Source organism: Xanthomonas sp. NCPPB 3174, from assembly GCF_056725205.1.
Genome location: NZ_CM161517.1, coordinates 3,153,264 through 3,171,248, shown reverse-complemented (window position 1 = coordinate 3,171,248; position 17,985 = coordinate 3,153,264). Strand labels below are relative to the sequence as shown.

Genomic DNA, 17,985 nt, shown 5'->3' with positions numbered 1-17,985 from the left:
GGGATGACGACGCTGGCTGACGTGGGGTGCGAGGATCTGCAGGAGGTGCAAGGCACGCGCCTGCTGTTGGAGGTGGACAGCGAGGGGGTGCGCGCCACCGAATGGGCAGAGGAAAATCGCGAGCAGGTGCGGCGGCTTCTGCGCGATAACGGCGCCTTGCTCATTCGTGGATTGAAGTTCGTCGGCAGTCACCAGTTCGGCAGCGTCCTGTCCACGCTGTTCGGCGACGAGTTGATCCACTATGCCTACCGCTCGACGCCGCGCACGGAACTGCGCGGCAATGTCTATACCGCGACCGAGTATCACCCCGATCAGGTCATTCCGCAGCACAACGAGAATTCCTATTCCAATCGCTGGGCGATGCGCATCGGCTTCATGTGCACGATTCCCGCGCCGGTCGGTGGCGCCACTCCGATCTGCGACAGTCGCAAGGTCTACCGTGACATCCCCGATGCCATCCGTGCCCGGTTCGAGCGCGACGGCGTCATGTATGTGCGCAACTACTCGGAGATCGACATTCCCTGGACCGAGGTGTTCCAGACCGATCAGCGCGCAGATGTGGAAGAATTCTGCCGCCTGAACCAGATCGAATTCGCCTGGGGCGAGGGAGATCGTCTGCGAACCCGCCAGGTCAACCAGGCGTCAGCGGTGCACCCGGGCAGCGACGAGGTGGTGTGGTTCAACCAGGCGCATCTGTTCCATGTCACCAACCTGCTCCCCGAGATCCGCGACGCCCTGCTGGCCGCCATGGACGAACAGGAGCTGCCCAGAAACACCTACTACGGCGACGGCGCGCCGATCGCGCCGCGCGATCTGGATGCCATCCGCGCGGTCTACGACCGGCATACGCTGCGCTTCGATTGGCAGCGCAACGACTTGATGCTGCTGGACAACATGCTCTATTCGCATGGGCGAGATCCCTACAGCGGCAACCGCCAGGTGCTGGTGGGAATGTCCACACCCCATGCCGCGGACCTCGCGCAGGCCGCAGGGGGGCTGGCGTGAGCCGCTCCTGGTTCGTGCGCTTCCCGGGTGTCTCGACACCTGCGCACCGCTTGTTCTGCTTTCCCTACGCCGGCGGCAACGCGCATCTGTTCCGGACCTGGCCGGCACGCCTGCCGGCGTCGGTGGAGGTGATCGGAATCCAGGCGCCGGGCAAGGGACCACGCCTGATCGAGACGCCGCATGCGTCCATGCGGGCGCTGCTCGACGACCTGGTCGGGGCGATCCGGCCGTTGCTGGAGGAAGGAGAGTTCAGTTTTTTCGGGCACAGCAACGGCGCCATGATTGCGTTCGAACTGGCATGCCGGCTGTACACGCTCGGTCTGCCGCTACCGCAACGGCTGTTGCTGTCTGCCAACCCCGCACCCTGGCGGCGCACGCTGGCCCGTCCCTATAGCAGCATGTCCTCGGCCGACTTCAAGCAGATGTTGCGTGAACTCGATGGCACGCCTCCCGAACTGCTCGACGACGATGAGCTGTTCGAACTGGTATTGCCGGGACTGCGCGCCGACTTCGCGTTGATCGAGACCTATCAGAAGACCTTGAAGCCGGTGTTGCCGGTGCCGGCGACGGTGTTCTACGGCACCCGCGACGCCATCGACGAAGACCACGTCTATGCGTGGCAGGAGCGGTTCGCCGCGCCGGTGGATTTCAGGGAGGTCGATGGCGGCCATTTCTTCATCCACACCCACGAAGACCAACTGCTCGCGCAGGTCGCGGCGATGTTCCGTGGTCGCGGCGCCGGGGCGAGCCAGCGCAGCGTCGCCTAGGTGCGCTGCAGGGACAATCACAGATCAGACTCGTTTGGCGCGATAACCGTCGCGTCGCCACATCAAGGAGAGGTGCAACATGAGCGCGCAGACGCTGCTGTATTTGCGGGAAGACGTCTATTTCGAACCGCTGGTCAACCAGTGGTATGCCTGGCCCTACCTGTTGCCGCCGGTGACCGGGGCACGGCACATGGTCAATACGCATCGCCGGATCATGAGCTCCTTCGTCAAGAACTATAAGCTGCACATCATGGCCGTGAACCAGCCCGGCATGGCAGGAGCGGAGTTCCTGGACTGCAGCGAGGACCAGGTCGCCGATATCAAGGCGCTGGTCGACCACATCGACGAACAGCATGCCGATCTGGTCGAATTGTCCGACGCGGTGCGGCAACTGGACGAGCTATTGCGCACCCACACGTCGGGGGAGTCGATCGAATACCTGTACGAAAAGGTGCCCGAGCCGCTGCGCGGCTACGTCGAGCTGTTCATGGACCTTGAGCATCATCCGTCGTATCGCCTGCTGGAGAGCCTGCTGTACCGCAGCCCGTACTACAAACGTTCGCTGCAGAGCGTGTCGTTCGGCATTCTCAACGAGGAGGGCCAGCGGCCGTTCGTCCTGAGCACGCCGCGCCTGCCCGAGGCGCGCAACCTGCAACTGCGCATCGACTACAACGACTTGCTGCTGGATACCGTGTTCCGCACACGCACCCAGCCGATCACCGCCGAGGCGCTGGATGCGTTGTTCGCCGGCCGCGAGACCGCGGGTGGGTTGTCCTATCGCGATCTGTTCACCGAAACGGCACCGTCGCAGCGCCACGAGCCGGTGGGAGCGGGCGTGCGCCTGGAGTATCTGGGGCATGCGGGCTTCATGCTGCAGACGGCAGACGTCACGATCCTGGTGGACCCGGTCATCGCCTCGCGCGGCGCCAGCTTCTCCGACCAAGTGGTCAGCTTCAGCCAACTGCCGGATCATATCGACTACGTCTGCATCACCCACAATCACCAGGACCATGCCAATCTGGAGTCCCTGCTGCAGTTGCGGCACAAGATCGGCAAGGTCCTGGTGCCGAAGAACAATGGCGGGACGCTGTCCGATCCGTCGTTGCGCCTGCTGCTCAAGCAGTTCGGCTTCGACGTCATCGAGATGGACGACATGGACGAGATCATGGTGCCTGGCGGGAGGATCGTCAGCGTCCCCTTCCTGGGCGAGCACGGCGATCTCAACGTGCGATCCAAGACCGCATGGTTCTACGACCTGTTGGGGAAGAAGATCTTCATGGGCGCGGACTCGTCCAATCTGGACCCGCGGATGTACCGCCATATCGGCGATTGCCTGGGCGAACTGGATGTGATGGCGATCGGCATGGAATGCGTCGGCGCACCCTATACCTGGCTCTACGGTGCCCTGCATACCAAGCTGGTCAGCAAGAAGGTCAAGGAGTCGCGGCGCTTGAACGGATCCAACTTCGAACAGGCCTACAACATCGCGCAGATCTTCAATCCTTCCCAGATCTACCTGTATGCCCTGGGCATGGAGCCCTGGTACAAGTACTTCATGGGGTTGGACTACGACGAGACCTCCGAGCAGATGATCCAGACCGGCAAGATGCTGGAGGTCTGCGAGGGCAATGCCATTCCGGCCGAACGCCTCTACGGCAAGAAGCGCCTGGAACTGGCTTGACGGACAAGGCTCCCGCACGAAGCGGGAGCCGCTTTTCGCGGTATTCGAGCCGATCCGCCTGGGGCAATCCGCTCAACGCACCCCATGCATCATCCGCCGCAGCAGCGGCGCGGCGAGGAAGGCCAATACCGCGCAACCCACGCCGATCCACAGCAGCAGCCAGAACAGGTGCGCGTACTTGGCCGCGGCGTCGGCGACGTTGAGGGTCTGGCCATCCGGTACCTCGATGGCGGCCAGCTTGCCGAATAGCGCCGCCAGCGCCTCGGAGAACGCCGTGGCCAGGAACCAGGTGCCCATCATCAGGCTGACCACGCGCGGCACCGCGAGTTGGGTCACCGCCGACAGGCCGACCGGCGACAGGCACATTTCGCCGGCCTCCAGCACCAAGTAGGCCAGCACCAGCCACCACACGCTGGCCATCTGGCCGGTCGCGCCGACCTGTTGCGCGGCCAGCGCCAGCGGCACGAAGGACAGGCCGGCCAGCAACAGCCCCATCGCCGACTTGGCCGGCTTGGACGGCTCGCGCCCGCGCCGCGCCAGCCACGCCCACAGCGCGGCGAACAGCGGCGCCAGCAGTACCAGGAACAGCGCGCCCAGATAGGTCAGCGAGCCGGCGGTCTGCGGCAGCACCAGGCAGTCGCGGATCAGGAACAGCAGCATCAACGCGCTGACTGCGACGAACAGCCGCCGCGGCGCCGACGAGCCGGGGCGGCGGTCGGACAGCGAGGCCGCCAGCACGAAGCCCAACGGCGCCAGCAGCAGCGAGGCGATCGACCAGGGCAGGGGCGTGCCGCCGCGGATCACCAGCGACGGCACGATGTCCTTGGTCATCAGCCGGTCGGTAAAGGTGACCCACGAACCGTAGGTCTGCTCGTACAGGGTGAAGTACACCAGCGCCATCGCGATCAGCACCATCAGCGCGATCATCTGCTGACGCTGCACCGGCGTGCACTGGGTGCCGGTGAACCAGGCGAACCACAGCAGCACCGCGCCGAGCACCAGCAGCATCAGCAGCAAGGCCAGGGAGATTTCCCCGCCCAGGCTGAAGGCGCCGTTGGCCGCGGCCCACATCAAGGCGGCCACCGGCAGTACGCCCAGCACGGCGCACAGGTAGATCGCCCATTCGCGCGGCACGCCGAGCACGCGCTCGCGCAGCAGCGCCGGCTGCGCCGGTTCGGCGTGGCCGTGCAGGTATTTCTGGCCCCACAGGAACATGCCCAGGCCGAGCAGCATGCCGATGCCGGCCGCGCCGAAGCCGTAGCGCCAGCCGTAGGCCTCGCCGAGGAAGCCGCAGACCAGCGAGGCGAACAGGGCGCCGAGGTTGATGCCGGCGTAGAACAGCGAGAAGCCGGCATCGCGGCGCGGGTCGTCGGCCGGGTACAGCTTGCCGACGATGGTGGAGATGTTGGGCTTGAGGAAGCCCACGCCCATGATGATCAGCGCCAGCGACAGGTAGGTCACGCCCAGGGACGCGGTATCGCGGACCACCTCGCCGTTGATCCGGGTGGCGGCGTGGCCCTCGAAGGCCATGCCGATGTGGCCGAGCACCAGCAGCAGTCCGCCGAACACCACCGCCTTGCGCATGCCCAGCCAGCGGTCGGCGAGCAGCCCGCCGAGCACCGGCACGCAATACACCAGGCCGCCGTAGGCGCCGAGCAGGTCGAGCCCGGCGTCGTCGCCGAACAGGTGGTACTTGGTCAGGTACAGCAACAGCAGCGCCTTCATGCCGTAGAAGGAGAAGCGCTCCCACATCTCGGTGAAGAAGCAGACGTAAACGCCCTTGGGATGGCCGAGGAAATCGTCGCGCGCGTCGCGCAGCGGCAGGGAGGACACGGACACGGCGACTCTCGGCGCAGGAAGGCAGCGGCGGAGTATAGGCGCGCCTGCGCCCGCGCGAATGGCGGCGCGCGGCATGGAGGGTTCGGCGGCCGCCGTACCCTCACCCCAACCCCTCTCCCGGTGGGAGAGGGGCTCTTGCTGTTCCTTCTCCCATCGGGACCACGGCCCCCTTTTCGGGGGGAAGGTGCCCCGCAGGGGCGGATGAGGGTTGGGCAGCGCCTGCATGGCTGGGACGCGCTGCGTGCCGCCGTGCCCTCACCCCAACCCCTCTCCCGATGGGAGAGGGGCTACTTTTGGTTGCTTCTCCCGTCGGGACCACGGCCCCCTTTTCGGGGGGAAGGTGCCCCGCAGGGGCGGATGAGGGTTGGGCAGCGCCTGCATGGCTGGGCGCGCTGCGTGACGTCGGACCCTCACCCCAACCCCTCTCCCGGTGGGAGAGGGGCCACCAACTGCCTCAGCTTCTGCAAATCCCCAATCCCGAATCCCCAATCCCGGCCCCCAGGCATGTGCCACAAGCTGGGCGCCGCGAGGCTGGACTTGCCCGGCCCCAGACGCTAGCGTGCAAAGCGTTTTTGTCGTTTCAGGGGTAACCATGAACAACGCTGCCGCGCCGCGCCAGCTCACGTTCCGTGCCGTGGTGCTGGCGATCGTGCTGGCCGTGGTGCTGTCCGCCGCCAATGCCTACCTCGGTCTGTTCGCCGGCCTGACCATCGCCACCGCGATTCCGGCGGCGGTGGTGTCGATGGGCGTGCTGCGCCTGCTCGGCGGCGGCTCCATCCTCGAGAACAACATCGTGCAGACCGGCGCGTCGGCCGGTTCCTCGATCGCGGCGGGGGTGATCTTCACCATTCCGGCGCTGGTGATCATGGGCTACTGGCCGGACTTCAAATACTGGTGGGTGCTGGGCATCGCCGGCATGGGCGGCCTGCTCGGGGTGCTGTTCTCGGTGCCGCTGCGACGCTCGATGATCGTCGAGGATCCGCTGCCGTTCCCGGAAGGCAAGGCCGCCGCGGAAGTGCTCAAGGCCGGCGAGAACCCCGGGCCGGGGCTGAAGATCCTCGGCCTGTCGGCGGCGATCGGCGGGCTGGTGAAGCTCGGCGCGGCCAGCGGCCTGAAGGTGATTCCCGATACCTGGGCGCAGGCCGCGTACATCGGCAGCAGCAAGATGGTCGGCTACGTCGGCACCAATCTGTCGCCGGCGCTGCTGGGCGTGGGCTACATCGTCGGGCTCAACGTCGGCATCGTGGTGCTGTCCGGCTCGATCCTGTCCTGGCATCTGGCCATTCCGCTGTACCAGCAGTTCTTCATGGGCTCCGATCCGGCGCTGGCGCAGAGCCTGGCCAATGCGCCGGCGGCCGAGGCCGCGTTCGGCATCTGGTCGGCCAAGGTGCGCTACCTCGGCGTGGGCGCGATGCTGATCGGTGGCGTGTGGACCCTGTTCTCGCTGCGCAAGTCGCTGCTGTCGGGCGTCAAGAGCGGCTTCGCCGCGGCGCGCAAGAGCACCGGCGGCACCGCGGTGGCCGAGACCGATCGCGACCTGCCGATGAAGTGGATGCTGGTGGCGCTGCTGCTGTGCACGCTGCCGCTGCTGAGCCTGTATCAGGCCATCGTCGGCCAGTGGCACGTCAGCGTGCCGATGACCCTCATCATGATCGTCGCCGGCTTCCTGTTCGTGTCGGTGTCCGGCTACCTGGCCGGCCTGATCGGCTCGTCGAACAATCCGGTCTCCGGCATCACCATCTCCACCATCCTGTTCGCCTCGGCGGTGCTGGTGCTGCTGCTCGGGCGCGATTCGCCGATCGGCGCGGTCGCCGCGATCATGATCGGCGCGGTGGTCTGCTGTGCTGCCGCGGTCGGCGGCGACAACCTGCAGGACCTGAAGGCCGGTTACCTGGTCGGCGCCACGCCGTGGAAGCAGCAGCTGATGCTGGCGATCGGTGCGTTCTCGTGCGCGCTGATCATGGCGCCGGTGCTGAACCTGCTGGCCCAGGCCTACGGCATCGGCGCGGCCACGCCGCAGCATCCCAATGCGCTGGCGGCGCCGCAGGCCACGCTGATGGCGTCGGTGGCCAAGGGCCTGTTCGGCGGCGAACTGCCGTGGACCATGATCGGCATCGGTGCCGGCGTCGGCGCGGCGATCATCGCCCTGGACGAGTGGCTGAAGAAGACCGGCAAGCACTTCCGCGTGCCGGTGCTGGCCGCGGCGATCGGCATCTACCTGCCGCTCGAACTGATGGTGCCGATCTTCCTCGGCGGCCTGCTGACCCATCTGGTCGAGCGCTTCCACAAGATCCGCGCCGACGACGAAGAGGGGCGCGACCGCGTGCACCGTCCGGGCACGCTGTTCGCCGCGGGCCTGATCACCGGCGAAGCGCTGATGGGCATCGCCATCGCGGTGCCGATCGTGGCTTCGGGCCGCGCCGACGTGCTGGCACTGCCGGAGGCGTTCCACCTCAACCAGTGGGCCGGCCTGTCCCTGCTGGCCTTCGTCGGCTGGCTGCTGTACCGCACCGGCCGCAAGGGCGAAGCCGCGGCCGCGCCGCGCACCTAACCGGCGCAACCGCCTCCCGCAACGCAACATCCGAAGCCCGGCCCCGCGCCGGGCTTCGCGTTTGCTGCCGAGCCCGCGCACAGCGTGCCGCAGCAGTTTTTTGTCGGCTGGTCCGCGCCGCGTGCAGCGCCGAGATCCAAGAACGAATCGCACTGAATGGCGCGTGCTTCACCACCAAGGCCAGCGTCGTCACCGGCCTCCTGCGCTTCGCCAAGCTGACGCATCGCACTATCAATACCGATCCCCTCGCACCCTGCCGCGCGTACGGACGTGGTCTGCCTGCTGTCCACCACCGGGCCAGTGCGACTCTTCGTAGTCCCCGCCGAGCCAGCACCTCGCTCTTCCCAATCCCCAATCCCGACTCCCCAATCCCAGCCCCTCCATGACTTCAGTCCTTTGCGCCACGCCCACCACGGCCCCTACCATCGACGTTTTGCCGTGTTCCGGAGACGCCCGATGACCCTGCGCTACGCCTTGCTGCCCCTGGCCCTGCTGACCGCGCTGCCCGCGCTGGCCGCCACCCGCGGTTTCGAAGTCCGCGACATGGTCGCGCTGGACCGGGTGTCCTCGCCGCTGCTGACGCCCGACGGCGGCACGGTGATCTTCGCCAAGCGGCAGATGGACAAGGCGCTGGAGAAGTCCAGCACCAGCCTGTGGCTGCGCGACCTGCGCACCCGCGATGCGGCGCCGCCGAAGCGGCTGACCCCGGAAGGCTGGAACGTCAATTCGCCGGAACTGTCGGCCGACGGCAAGACCGTGTACTTCCTCAGCGCCAAGTCCGGCCGCCAGCAGCTGTACGCGCTGCCGCTGGCCGGCGGCGCGCCGCGCCAGCTCACCGATTTCGCGCTGGACGTGGACAGCTACCGCATCGCCCCGCAGGGCGACCGCGTGGCCTTCAGCGCCGGCGTGTTCCAGGATTGCGGCTCGGATCTGGCCTGCACGCAGAAGCGCCTGGACGCCAAGAAGCAGTCCAAGGCCAGCGGCGTGGTGTTCGATCAGTTGTTCGTGCGCCACTGGGACACCTGGAACGACGGCCGTCGCAACAGCCTGTTCGTCGCGCCGCTGCCCGCCGGCGCCAAGGCCAAGCCGGTGGCCGGCGCCTCGGCGGTCAGCGTGACCCTGGCCGGCGACATCCCCTCCAAGCCGTTCGGCGGCAGCGAGGACTACACCTGGGCGCCGGACGGGCAGTCGCTGGTCGCCAGCGTGCGCGTGGCCGGCCGCGAGGAGCCGTGGTCGACCAACTTCGACCTGTACCGGCTGGACGCCGCCGGCAAGGCCGCGCCGGTCAACCTGACCGCGGCCAACCCCGCGTGGGACGCCGGCCCGGTGTTCTCCGCCGACGGCAAGACCCTGTACTACCGCGCGATGAAGCGGCCCGGCTTCGAGGCCGACCGCTTCGGCCTGATGGCGATGGACGTGGCCAGCGGCAAGACCCGCGAGATCGCCCCGCAGTGGGATCGTTCGGCCGGCGAGATCGTGCTGTCGGCCGACGGCAAGACCGTCTACACCACCGCCGACGACATGGGCCAGCACCCGCTGTTCGCGGTCGACGTGGCCGATGGCAAGGTCCGCACCGTGGCCGCCGACGGCAGCGTCGGCGCGCCGGTGCTGGCCGGCAACACCCTGGCCTTCACCCGCAACAGCCTCAAGAGCGGCGACCAGATCGTGGTCGCCGATGCCGACGGCCAGCAGCCGCGCGCCATCACCCCCAGCGCCGGCGAACTGCTGCCGGACGTGAAGTTCGGCGACTATGCGCAGTTCTCGTTCAAGGGCTGGAACAACGACACCGTGCACGGCTACGTGGTCAAGCCGTACAACTACCAGGAAGGCAAGACCTATCCGGTGGCGTTCCTGATCCACGGTGGCCCGCAGGGCAGCTTCGGCAACGGCTGGAGCTACCGCTGGAACCCGCAGACCTATGCGGGGCAGGGCTACGCGGTGGTGATGATCGACTTCCACGGTTCCACCGGCTACGGCCAGGCCTTCACCGATGCGATCAGCCAGCACTGGGGCGACCGCCCGCTGGAAGACCTGCAGAAGGGCTGGGACGCGGCGCAGAAGCAGTACGGCTTCCTCAACGGCGACAAGGCCTGCGCGCTGGGCGCCAGCTACGGCGGCTATATGGTCTACTGGATGGCCGGCAACTGGAACAAGCCGTGGAAGTGCCTGGTCGACCACGACGGCGTGTTCGACAACCGCATGATGGGCTACGCCACCGAAGAGCTGTGGTTCAGCGAGTGGGAGAACGGCGGCACGCCGTGGCAGAACCCGGCCGGCTACGAGAAGTTCAACCCGATCCTGCACGTGGACAAGTGGAAGGTGCCGATGCTGGTGATCCACGGCCAGCAGGATTTCCGCATCCCGATGGAGCAGGGCCTGGCCGCGTTCGGCGCGCTGCAGCGCAAGGGCATCGAGTCCAAGTTCCTGTACTTCCCGGACGAGAACCACTGGGTGCTGAAGCCGCAGAACAGCATCCTCTGGCACGACACGGTCAACGGCTGGCTGAAGCAGCATATCGGGGAGTGAGGGGACCTGGGGCTCGGGTTTCCGGGCCCCTTTTCGGTCATGGCCCAGGTCCCGGGATTGGGGATTCGGGATTCGGGATTTTCCCGCGATCCCGGTAATGCGATCGCCCTTGCCCTTGTGGGAGGGGCTTCAGCCCCGACGCCTTACCGCTAAAGCGTCGGGGCTGAAGCCCCTCCCACATAAAGCAGGGTGCTCGTAGCCGCGGCCGTCCTACGAAGTCGCCGCACGTCGCTGCGCTGTTTCGATCTTCGTTTCCCTTCCAACGCTCAACTTCCGCTCCCCAGTCGCGAATCCCAAATCCCAAATCCCGAATCCCGAATCCCCGCCCCACAGCCCGATGCCCTCGACGCCGCTGATCACCAACGACATCGTCATCTTCGGCCTGATCGCCGCCACCCTGGGTGCGGTGTTCTGGACCGCGGCGCGGCCGTCGGGATTCTGGAAGCGCTTTTACCGCGTCGTGCCGGCGCTGCTGCTCTGCTATCTGATTCCGGGCATCTACAACACCGTCGGCCTGATCGACGGACAACACAATTCGCTCTACAACCCGGTCGCGCGCGACGTGCTGCTGCCGGCGGCGCTGGTGCTGCTCACCCTCACCGTCGACCTCAAGGGCATCCTGCGGCTGGGGCCCAAGCTGGTGGCGATGTACCTGGGCGCGTCCTTCAGCATCATGCTGGGCGCGGTGGTCGCGTTCCAGGTGATGAAATGGCTGCACCCGGTCACCGTGGCCGGCGACACCTGGGCCGGCATGGCGGCGTTGGCCGGCAGCTGGATCGGCGGTGGCGCCAACATGCTGGCGATGCGCGAGGTGTTCCAGGTCGATGCCACCACCTTCGGCCAGTTCGCGGTGGTCGACGTCGGCGTCGGCTACGTGTGGATGGCGCTGCTGATCTTCCTGGCACAGCGTGCGTCGGCCATCGACGCGCGCACCGGCGCCGACACCCGCGGCATCGACGACCTCAAGCAGCGTATCGCCCACTTCCAGGCCCAGCACGAGCGCGTGGCCAGCCTCACCGACCTGATGCTGATCGTCGGCGTCGCCTTCGGCGCGGTCGGCCTGGCGCATGCGATCGCCACGCCCACGGCGGCGTGGTTCGACGCGAACGTGGGTTGGGCCAAGCAGTTCAGCCTCGGCTCGCCGTTCGTGTGGGTGGTGGTGCTGGCCACCACCTTCGGCCTGCTGCTCAGCTTCACCCGCGCGCGCACCCTCGAGGGCGCCGGCGCCTCGCGCATCGGCACGCTGCTGCTGTACTTCCTGATCGCCTGCATCGGCATGCAGATGGACCTGCTGGCGCTGTTCGACCGCCCCTGGATCTTCGCGCTCGGCCTGATCTGGCTCATCGTGCACGTCCTGCTGCTGCTGGCGCTGGGCAAGCTGCTGCGGGTGCCGTTCTTCTATTTCGCGATCGGCTCGCAGAGCAACGTCGGCGGCCCGGCCTCGGCGCCGGTGGTGGCGGCCGCGTTCCATCCGGCGCTGGCCCCGGTCGGCGTGCTGCTGGGCACGATGGGCTATGCCACCGGCACCTATTTGGCCTACGTGGTGGGCATCGTGCTGCGCGCGATGGCCGGCGCTGGCTGAGCCACGCGGGCGCGCCACCGCAGGAGGTAAGCGTTCGTGCCGACCGCGTCAGGCGAGCGTTGCGGTGGGGTTCCGCGTGCTGCGGCTCTCACCTCCAAGGCTTCCTATCGGATGACCTTGGCTCGCAGCATGCCTGTCGCTTTCGCCGTCCTGGTCTGATTCGGCAGGCGTCCTCGCGGACGCCTGCCATGACCCACCCGTGGCGGCGATTACTGCATCGCCACGCTGCGCTGCCGTTCTTCCTGCTGCTGCGGCGGCGCCTGCAGGTTCTGCTGCTGCAACTGGCCGACGTTGGCCTGCGACGGCTCGTGGGCCGCGTCCGCGGTCTGTACCTGGCTGCGCAGGTGCGCCGGGTTTTCCGGCTGGCCCTGGACCGCGAACAGGCGGTCGCCATCGCGGCTCGGCAGGACCTGATCGATACGCTGCAGGCCGTCCTGGCCGGCGCGCGCTGCCACGCTGGCGGCGGTGTTGAGAAAGGCGCCATCGTCGTGCAGGCCGAGCCGGTCGCGCTGCCCGTCCAGTTGCACCACCGCGTCGTTGAACAGGCGGCTGCCGGTCGACAGGCCGGCCGATTGCGCTTGCCCCTGGCTTTGCGCCTGCAGATCCTCGGCCTTCATCACCGAGTCGATGCCGTGCAGGTCCAGGCGATGCTTGAGCATCATGCCGGGGACCAGGCGCTGGCCGAACGACAGCGGGTCCGGTTCCGGCAACTGGATCTGGTGGCCGGCGGCGTCGGGCATCAGGCCGCGGGTGAGCAGGTTGTCCTCCTGCAGATAGGTCAGCAGTTCGTTCTTGACGTGATAGCCGCGGATCAGCCCGTCGGCGGCATAGGCCTTGGCGGCGTCGGCATCCAGGCCTTCACGCTCCAGAGTCTTGTTGTTGACCCCGGCGGCGTTGAAGGTCACTGCCGGCACGTCGTTGACCATCGACGAGGCCGCGGCCAGGCCGCCGCCCAGCGAGTGCCCGGAGATCAGCAGGTTGTCGCCGAAGGCCTGCTTGGCCTGGCTGCCGAGCTGGATCGCCGAGGCGTACTGCGCGTCGGAAAAGCCCAGGCCCTGGCCGATGTTGTGCTTCCAGTCCTTCAGTTCGTCGGTGCCGCAGAACCCCAGCACCACGTTGCCCTGCGGGTTGCGGTAGAACGCCGCATCGAAGCCGCTCTTGGCGTCGTGCTGCAGGCTGGGGTCGATGCCGGCGCGCTGCAGCGCGGCGTCGTCCATGCGCGACCAGCCATTGGGCAAGGCGGCGAAGGTCTCGGCGCCGCCGGCGCGGCGCTCGGCGGCGGTGTGGTAGAGGTCCTGCAGCAGTGGCGGCAGTTGCCGGTCCACGGCCTGCGGCTGCTGGCCGCGGACGGCGTCGGAGAAGGAGGTGGACGGATCGGACGGGGAAAGCTCGTTCTGGTTCATGCGCGGCTCCGTGCGAATGTGGCGACCGACCGCGTCAGCGGCTCGCTTCCAACGGGATGGTGTGGGCGCTCAGCCAGGCGCGCACGTCGTTGCGGACCTGCTGCGCGTTGGCGTTGAGCAGGCGCTCGGGCGTGTTGAAGAAGTACGCCTGGAAGGTCTTGCCCTGGGCGTTGCGCAGGTTCGGGTCGACCCCGGCCTGCAGCAGCTTGGGCACCCACGGATTGCCGGCGCTGCTCTGCGCGGCCAGGTGCAGCAACGAGTTGCCGGTGGCGTCGACCCGTTTCGGATCGGCGCCGGCCTTGAGCAGCATTTCGATCTGCGCATCGCGCTTGCTCTGCACGGCGCGGAACAGCGGCGTCCAGTGCGCGCGCGCACTCACCGGGTCGACCGGGGCGCCGTGCTGCAGCAGGATCTGCAGGTATTGCGGATCCTTGGCCATGGCGGCCATGTGCACCACGGTTTCCTGATCCATGCCCGGCAGCGACGGGTCGGCACCGGCGTCGAGCAGCGCCGCCAGTGCGCGCGGTTGTTCGTTCCAGATGGCCCATTCGAGCAGGGTGACGTTCTGGTCGCCGTGCGCGGACAGGTCCGTGCTGGGCGCCAGGGCAGCGATGCGGGCGACGTCGCCGCGCGCGATGGCGGCGGCGATGTCGGCGAGTGCGGGGTCGCGGAAGGCGACCGAATGATCCTGCAGCGAGGCTGACATGGCGGAATGCTCCTTGGCGCCGGACTGTGCGGCGCAACTGACCGAGAAGAACAGCGAGGTCGCGAGTGCGATCAGGGCGGGGACGGGCGTACGCATGCAAGGCTCCTTTCCTGTTCGCGGTCCTGGGATGACGGCGCACGTCCTGGCGCCGCTGTCGATCCTAGCAGCGGTTTGCCGGGGTTTCGCGGCAGTTTTGTGACGTTGTCTGCGGATCTTGGGCGGCGTTCCGTTCGGTGCCGGGTGGTTTAACCGGAAACAAACGCTTGCCAATCGGAATGCCATCACGGCGTGGTTGCAGTCGCGAACGGGCAGGGCGTCCAGGCGCGGCCAATGCGCAGACGCGCGTGCGCCTGCGTCCTGCGCGCGTCATGCGCGTCCGTGGCCGGCCTGCGCGCCGCCACTATCGACGCCACACAGGCGAGGGACATGCGCACGGCGGCATAATGGCGGTTTTCCCCAAGGAGCGCGCGATGACGGCGACCCCCTTCGACCTGTTGATCAGCGATTGCGACGGCGTGCTCGTCGACAGCGAAGTGCTGGCCGACCGGGTGATGCTCGACGCGCTGGGCGCCTATGTGCCGCGGGCCGAACTGGAACAGCTTCTCGCCGGCAGCTTCGGCCTCACCGCGCAGGAGATCGTGCAGCGCGTGCAACGGCAGTACGCGCTGGAACTGCCGCCGGGCCTGTATCAGGAGATCCGCACGCGCTCCGAAGCGCTGATCGCGGCCGAAGTGCAGCCGATCGCCGGCGTGCGCGAGGCCTTGCTGGCGTTGCCGCTGCCGATCGCGGTCGCCTCCAACAGCATGCGCGAGAGCGTGGTCGCCTCGGTGGCGCGCGCCGGCCTGGCCGAGCGCGTCGGCGAACGCATCTTCAGCGCCGACATGGTGGCGCGGCCCAAGCCCGCGCCGGACGTGTATCTGCTGGCGGCGAACACGCTGGGCGTGGCGCCGGAACGCTGCCTGGTGATCGAGGACAGCGCCACCGGCGCGAGCGCCGCGCTGGCCGCGGGCATGACCGTGATCGGCTTTACTGGCGCCGCCCACATTCCCGCCGGGCACGCCGCGACCCTGCGCCAGCTCGGCGTGGCCGCGGTGATGGAACACATGCGCGAGTTGCCGCAGACCTATGCGGCATTGGTGCGTGACGCGGCGGCTTGAAGAGCTGGGATTGGGGAATCGGGATTGGGGATTGGGAGCAGCCTCGCGAGTGCATGGCATCCGCGTGCTTTTCCGTAGGAGCGGCTTCAGCCGCGACGCGCTATCGGTAAGGCCTCGCGGCTGAAGCCGCTCCTACAACAGCAACGCGGCGATGCCATTGCCGGGCATCGCCGCGTTCAGAACGAGAGCCGCCGTGTGATCCGGTCGAATGGTCAGGCGCACTCAGGCGCCCCGCCACCAATCCCCAATCCCGACTCCCCAATCCCAGCCTTTCAACAACAGCGAAACCCGCTCTTGCCGCCATACCGCGCTTCCTGGCGCTCGCGGAAGAAGGTCTTGTAGTCCATCGGCTCGCGGTCCGGGTGCTTTTCCAGCATGTGCCGCACGTAGTTGTCGTAGTCGGGGATGCCGCAGCACAGGCGTGCGGTCTGCACCAGGCGCCGCCACAGTCGGCGGTGCGCCTGGTACTGGCCGACCGGAACCAGTGCGCCGCCCATTACAGGTCCGCCATCTGGTGCGGCTGCAGGGCCACGTACGCGGTCTCGCGGTCGCTGCGCTGCGGGGTGCGGCGCGCGACGAGGATGGTCTTGATCGCGTACACCAGCACCGCGAACACCACGCACAGGAACAGCACGGTCAGCCCGGTGTTGACGTAGGCGTTGGTGACGATCTGCTGCATCTGCGCCACCGACTTGGCCGGTGCGGTGACGGTGCCGCTGGCGATGGCGTCCTGGAACTTGTGCGCCTGCGCCAGGAAGCCCTGCGACGGGTTGGCGTCGAAGATCTTGATCAGACCGGCGTAGGTGGTGCAGATCAGCAGCCACACTGCCGGCACCGCGGTCACCCACGCGTAGCGGTCGCGCTTCATCTTGAACAGCACCACCGTGCCCAGCATCAGCGCGATACCGGCCAGCATCTGGTTGGAGATGCCGAACAGCGGCCACAGCGTCTGGATGCCGCCGAACGGATCGACCACGCCGGTGTACAGCAGGTAGCCCCACAGCGCCACGCAGCCGGCGGTGCCGATGATGTTGGCGGTCCACGACTCAGTCTTCTTCAGCGCCGGCACGAAGTTGCCGAGCAGGTCCTGCAGCATGAAGCGGCCGGCGCGGGTCCCGGCGTCCACCGCGGTGAGGATGAACAGCGCCTCGAACAGGATCGCGAAGTGGTACCAGAAGGCCATCATCGCGTCGCTGCTGTTGGGGATGGCCTGGTGCAGGATCTGCGCGATGCCCACCGCCAGCGTCGGCGCGCCGCCGGCGCGGTGCAGGATGGTGGGTTCGCCGATCGCCGCGGCGGTGGCGGTGAGTTGCTCCGGGGTGATGGCGAAGCCCCAGGTGGTGCTGATGTGGTGCGCGGCGGCGGCGACGTCGGCGCCGATCACCGCGGCCGGGCTGTTCATCGCGAAGTACACGCCCGGGTCGATGATCGAGGCCGCCACCAGCGCCATCACCGCCACAAACGATTCCATCAGCATGCCGCCGTAGCCGATGTAGCGCATGTGCGACTCGTTGGCGAGCAGCTTGGGCGTGGTGCCCGAGGAGATCAGCGCGTGGAAGCCGGACACCGCGCCGCAGGCGATGGTGATGAACAGGAACGGGAACAGGCCGCCCTTCCACACCGGGCCGTCGCCGCTGGCGGCGAACTGGGTCAGCGCCGGCATCTTCAGTTCCGGCATCACCACCAGGATGCCGATCGCCAGCGCGATGATGGTGCCGATCTTGAGGAAGGTGGACAGGTAGTCGCGCGGCGCCAGCAGCAGCCACACAGGCAGCACCGAGGCGACGAAGCCGTAGCCGATCAGCATCCAGGTGATCTGCGTGCCGGTGAAGGTGAAGGCCGGGCCCCAGGTGGGATCGGCCGCGACCTTGCCGCCGAACCAGATCGCCGCCAGCAGCAGGATCAGCCCGACCACCGAGATCTCGCCGATCTTGCCGGGGCGGATGTAGCGCATGTACACGCCCATCAGGATCGCGATGGGCATGGTCGCGATCACCGTGAACATGCCCCAGGGGCTTTCCGCCAGCGCCTTGACCACCACCATCGCCAGCACCGCCAGGATGATGATCATGATCAGGAACGCGCCGAACAGGGCGATGGTGCCGGGCACCTGGCCCATCTCCTCGCGCACCAGGTCGCCGAGCGAGCGGCCGTTGCGGCGGCTGGACAGGAACAGCACCATGAAGTCCTGCACCGCACCAGCGACCACCACGCCGACCACCAGCCACAGCAGGCCGGGCAGGTAGCCCATCTGCGCGGCCAGCACCGGTCCGACCAGCGGCCCGGCGCCGGCGATGGCGGCGAAATGGTGGCCGAACAGCACGTGCTTGTTGGTCGGCACGTAGTCCAGGCCGTCGTTGTTGAGCACCGCCGGCGTGGCCCGCGTGGGGTCGAGCTGCATCACCTTTTCGGCGATGAACAGGCTGTAGAAGCGGTAGGCGATCAGGTAGATCGACACCGCGGCCACCACGATCCACAGCGCATTGATGTGTTCGCCGCGGCGCAGGGCGATGGTGCCGAGGCAGAACGCCGCCAGGATGGCGAGTGCGGCCCAGGCCAGCTTGGAAAACCCTTTCATGCAGAACGCTCCCCCAAAGATTGCCGCAAGGGTCGCCCCGATGGCCTGGAGGGTCAATGGCGGGGGCGGCCAGGGGCCTAGTACTTTGGTCGTAGAAGAAGCCCCTCTCCACCCGAGAGAGGGGTTGGGGGTGAGGGGGCGGGGCGAAGCCCTCGCGAGTCCAGCCTGGGCTTTCGGATGCTGCACGAGG

General features: G+C 67.6%; 12 protein-coding genes. 7 read left to right on the top strand and 5 right to left on the bottom strand.

Going from position 1 to position 17,985, the window contains the following annotated elements:
• Nucleotides 1-3: 3 nt before the first annotated feature.
• The 3 genes from AC1PK7_RS14040 to AC1PK7_RS14030 all read left to right on the top strand — a co-directional run bounded on the left by AC1PK7_RS14040 (nucleotide 4) and on the right by AC1PK7_RS14030 (nucleotide 3,453).
• On the top strand, nucleotides 4-1,005 hold the full coding sequence (locus AC1PK7_RS14040; protein WP_481098531.1) for a TauD/TfdA family dioxygenase: 1,002 nt from the start codon (nucleotides 4-6) through the stop codon (nucleotides 1,003-1,005).
• Entirely contained in the window at nucleotides 1,002-1,772 is a 771-nt protein-coding gene (locus AC1PK7_RS14035) for a thioesterase II family protein (protein WP_481098530.1), read from the top strand. The genes AC1PK7_RS14040 and AC1PK7_RS14035 overlap by 4 nt, the downstream gene beginning before the upstream one ends.
• A 79-nt stretch (nucleotides 1,773-1,851) precedes the next feature.
• Complete coding sequence (locus AC1PK7_RS14030; RefSeq protein ID WP_481098529.1) at nucleotides 1,852-3,453, top strand: MBL fold metallo-hydrolase; 1,602 nt, start codon at nucleotides 1,852-1,854, stop codon at nucleotides 3,451-3,453.
• Between the two features lie 72 nt (nucleotides 3,454-3,525).
• On the opposite strand, the gene AC1PK7_RS14025 is transcribed toward AC1PK7_RS14030, so the two are convergent.
• Nucleotides 3,526-5,292 (bottom strand): peptide MFS transporter, encoded by a 1,767-nt coding sequence (locus AC1PK7_RS14025; protein ID WP_420007366.1) that lies wholly within the window; start codon nucleotides 5,290-5,292, stop codon nucleotides 3,526-3,528.
• Between the two features lie 592 nt (nucleotides 5,293-5,884).
• Here AC1PK7_RS14025 and AC1PK7_RS14020 point away from each other — a divergent pair.
• The 3 genes from AC1PK7_RS14020 to AC1PK7_RS14010 all read left to right on the top strand — a co-directional run bounded on the left by AC1PK7_RS14020 (nucleotide 5,885) and on the right by AC1PK7_RS14010 (nucleotide 11,951).
• On the top strand, nucleotides 5,885-7,843 hold the full coding sequence (locus tag AC1PK7_RS14020) for an OPT family oligopeptide transporter (protein ID WP_481098528.1): 1,959 nt from the start codon (nucleotides 5,885-5,887) through the stop codon (nucleotides 7,841-7,843).
• 456 nt (nucleotides 7,844-8,299) lie between these two features.
• Nucleotides 8,300-10,369: a S9 family peptidase gene (locus tag AC1PK7_RS14015; RefSeq protein ID WP_481098527.1), complete on the top strand. Its 2,070-nt coding sequence runs from the start codon at nucleotides 8,300-8,302 to the stop codon at nucleotides 10,367-10,369.
• 337 nt (nucleotides 10,370-10,706) lie between these two features.
• Nucleotides 10,707-11,951, top strand: a complete 1,245-nt coding sequence (locus AC1PK7_RS14010; RefSeq protein ID WP_481098526.1) for a DUF819 family protein — start codon at nucleotides 10,707-10,709, stop codon at nucleotides 11,949-11,951.
• Between the two features lie 209 nt (nucleotides 11,952-12,160).
• On the opposite strand, the gene AC1PK7_RS14005 is transcribed toward AC1PK7_RS14010, so the two are convergent.
• Both AC1PK7_RS14005 and AC1PK7_RS14000 read right to left on the bottom strand, forming a co-directional pair.
• Nucleotides 12,161-13,354 (bottom strand): Tle-like phospholipase domain-containing protein, encoded by a 1,194-nt coding sequence (locus AC1PK7_RS14005; protein ID WP_481098525.1) that lies wholly within the window; start codon nucleotides 13,352-13,354, stop codon nucleotides 12,161-12,163.
• A gap of 34 nt (nucleotides 13,355-13,388) precedes the next feature.
• Nucleotides 13,389-14,156 (bottom strand): ankyrin repeat domain-containing protein, encoded by a 768-nt coding sequence (locus AC1PK7_RS14000; RefSeq protein ID WP_371182792.1) that lies wholly within the window; start codon nucleotides 14,154-14,156, stop codon nucleotides 13,389-13,391.
• 374 nt (nucleotides 14,157-14,530) lie between these two features.
• Here AC1PK7_RS14000 and AC1PK7_RS13995 point away from each other — a divergent pair, with 374 nt between their 5' ends.
• A complete protein-coding gene (locus AC1PK7_RS13995) occupies nucleotides 14,531-15,217 on the top strand; it encodes an HAD-IA family hydrolase (RefSeq protein ID WP_481098524.1) in 687 nt (228 codons plus the stop codon).
• 272 nt (nucleotides 15,218-15,489) lie between these two features.
• Here the strand turns inward: AC1PK7_RS13995 and AC1PK7_RS13990 are convergent, their stop codons facing one another.
• Nucleotides 15,490-15,714: a YbdD/YjiX family protein gene (locus AC1PK7_RS13990; RefSeq protein ID WP_010341969.1), complete on the bottom strand. Its 225-nt coding sequence runs from the start codon at nucleotides 15,712-15,714 to the stop codon at nucleotides 15,490-15,492.
• The gene (locus AC1PK7_RS13985) at nucleotides 15,714-17,795 is read right to left on the bottom strand and encodes a carbon starvation CstA family protein (RefSeq protein WP_481098523.1); all 2,082 of its coding nucleotides are present in this window, start codon (nucleotides 17,793-17,795) and stop codon (nucleotides 15,714-15,716) included. Before AC1PK7_RS13985 ends, AC1PK7_RS13990 begins: the two co-directional genes overlap by 1 nt.
• Between the last annotated feature and the right edge of the window lie 190 nt (nucleotides 17,796-17,985).

Bases quoted from the DNA above. Each gene is read 5' to 3' on its own strand.
- AC1PK7_RS14005 (WP_481098525.1), bottom strand. From the start codon at position 13,354: ATGAACCAGAACGAGCTTTCCCCGTCCGATCCGTCCACCTCCTTCTCC.
- AC1PK7_RS14010 (WP_481098526.1), top strand. From the start codon at position 10,707: ATGCCCTCGACGCCGCTGATCACCAACGACATCGTCATCTTCGGCCTG.
- AC1PK7_RS13995 (WP_481098524.1), top strand. From the start codon at position 14,531: ATGACGGCGACCCCCTTCGACCTGTTGATCAGCGATTGCGACGGCGTG.
- AC1PK7_RS13985 (WP_481098523.1), bottom strand. From the start codon at position 17,795: ATGAAAGGGTTTTCCAAGCTGGCCTGGGCCGCACTCGCCATCCTGGCG.
- AC1PK7_RS14015 (WP_481098527.1), top strand. From the start codon at position 8,300: ATGACCCTGCGCTACGCCTTGCTGCCCCTGGCCCTGCTGACCGCGCTG.
- AC1PK7_RS14040 (WP_481098531.1), top strand. From the start codon at position 4: ATGACGACGCTGGCTGACGTGGGGTGCGAGGATCTGCAGGAGGTGCAA.
- AC1PK7_RS14020 (WP_481098528.1), top strand. From the start codon at position 5,885: ATGAACAACGCTGCCGCGCCGCGCCAGCTCACGTTCCGTGCCGTGGTG.
- AC1PK7_RS13990 (WP_010341969.1), bottom strand. From the start codon at position 15,714: ATGGGCGGCGCACTGGTTCCGGTCGGCCAGTACCAGGCGCACCGCCGA.
- AC1PK7_RS14000 (WP_371182792.1), bottom strand. From the start codon at position 14,156: ATGCGTACGCCCGTCCCCGCCCTGATCGCACTCGCGACCTCGCTGTTC.
- AC1PK7_RS14030 (WP_481098529.1), top strand. From the start codon at position 1,852: ATGAGCGCGCAGACGCTGCTGTATTTGCGGGAAGACGTCTATTTCGAA.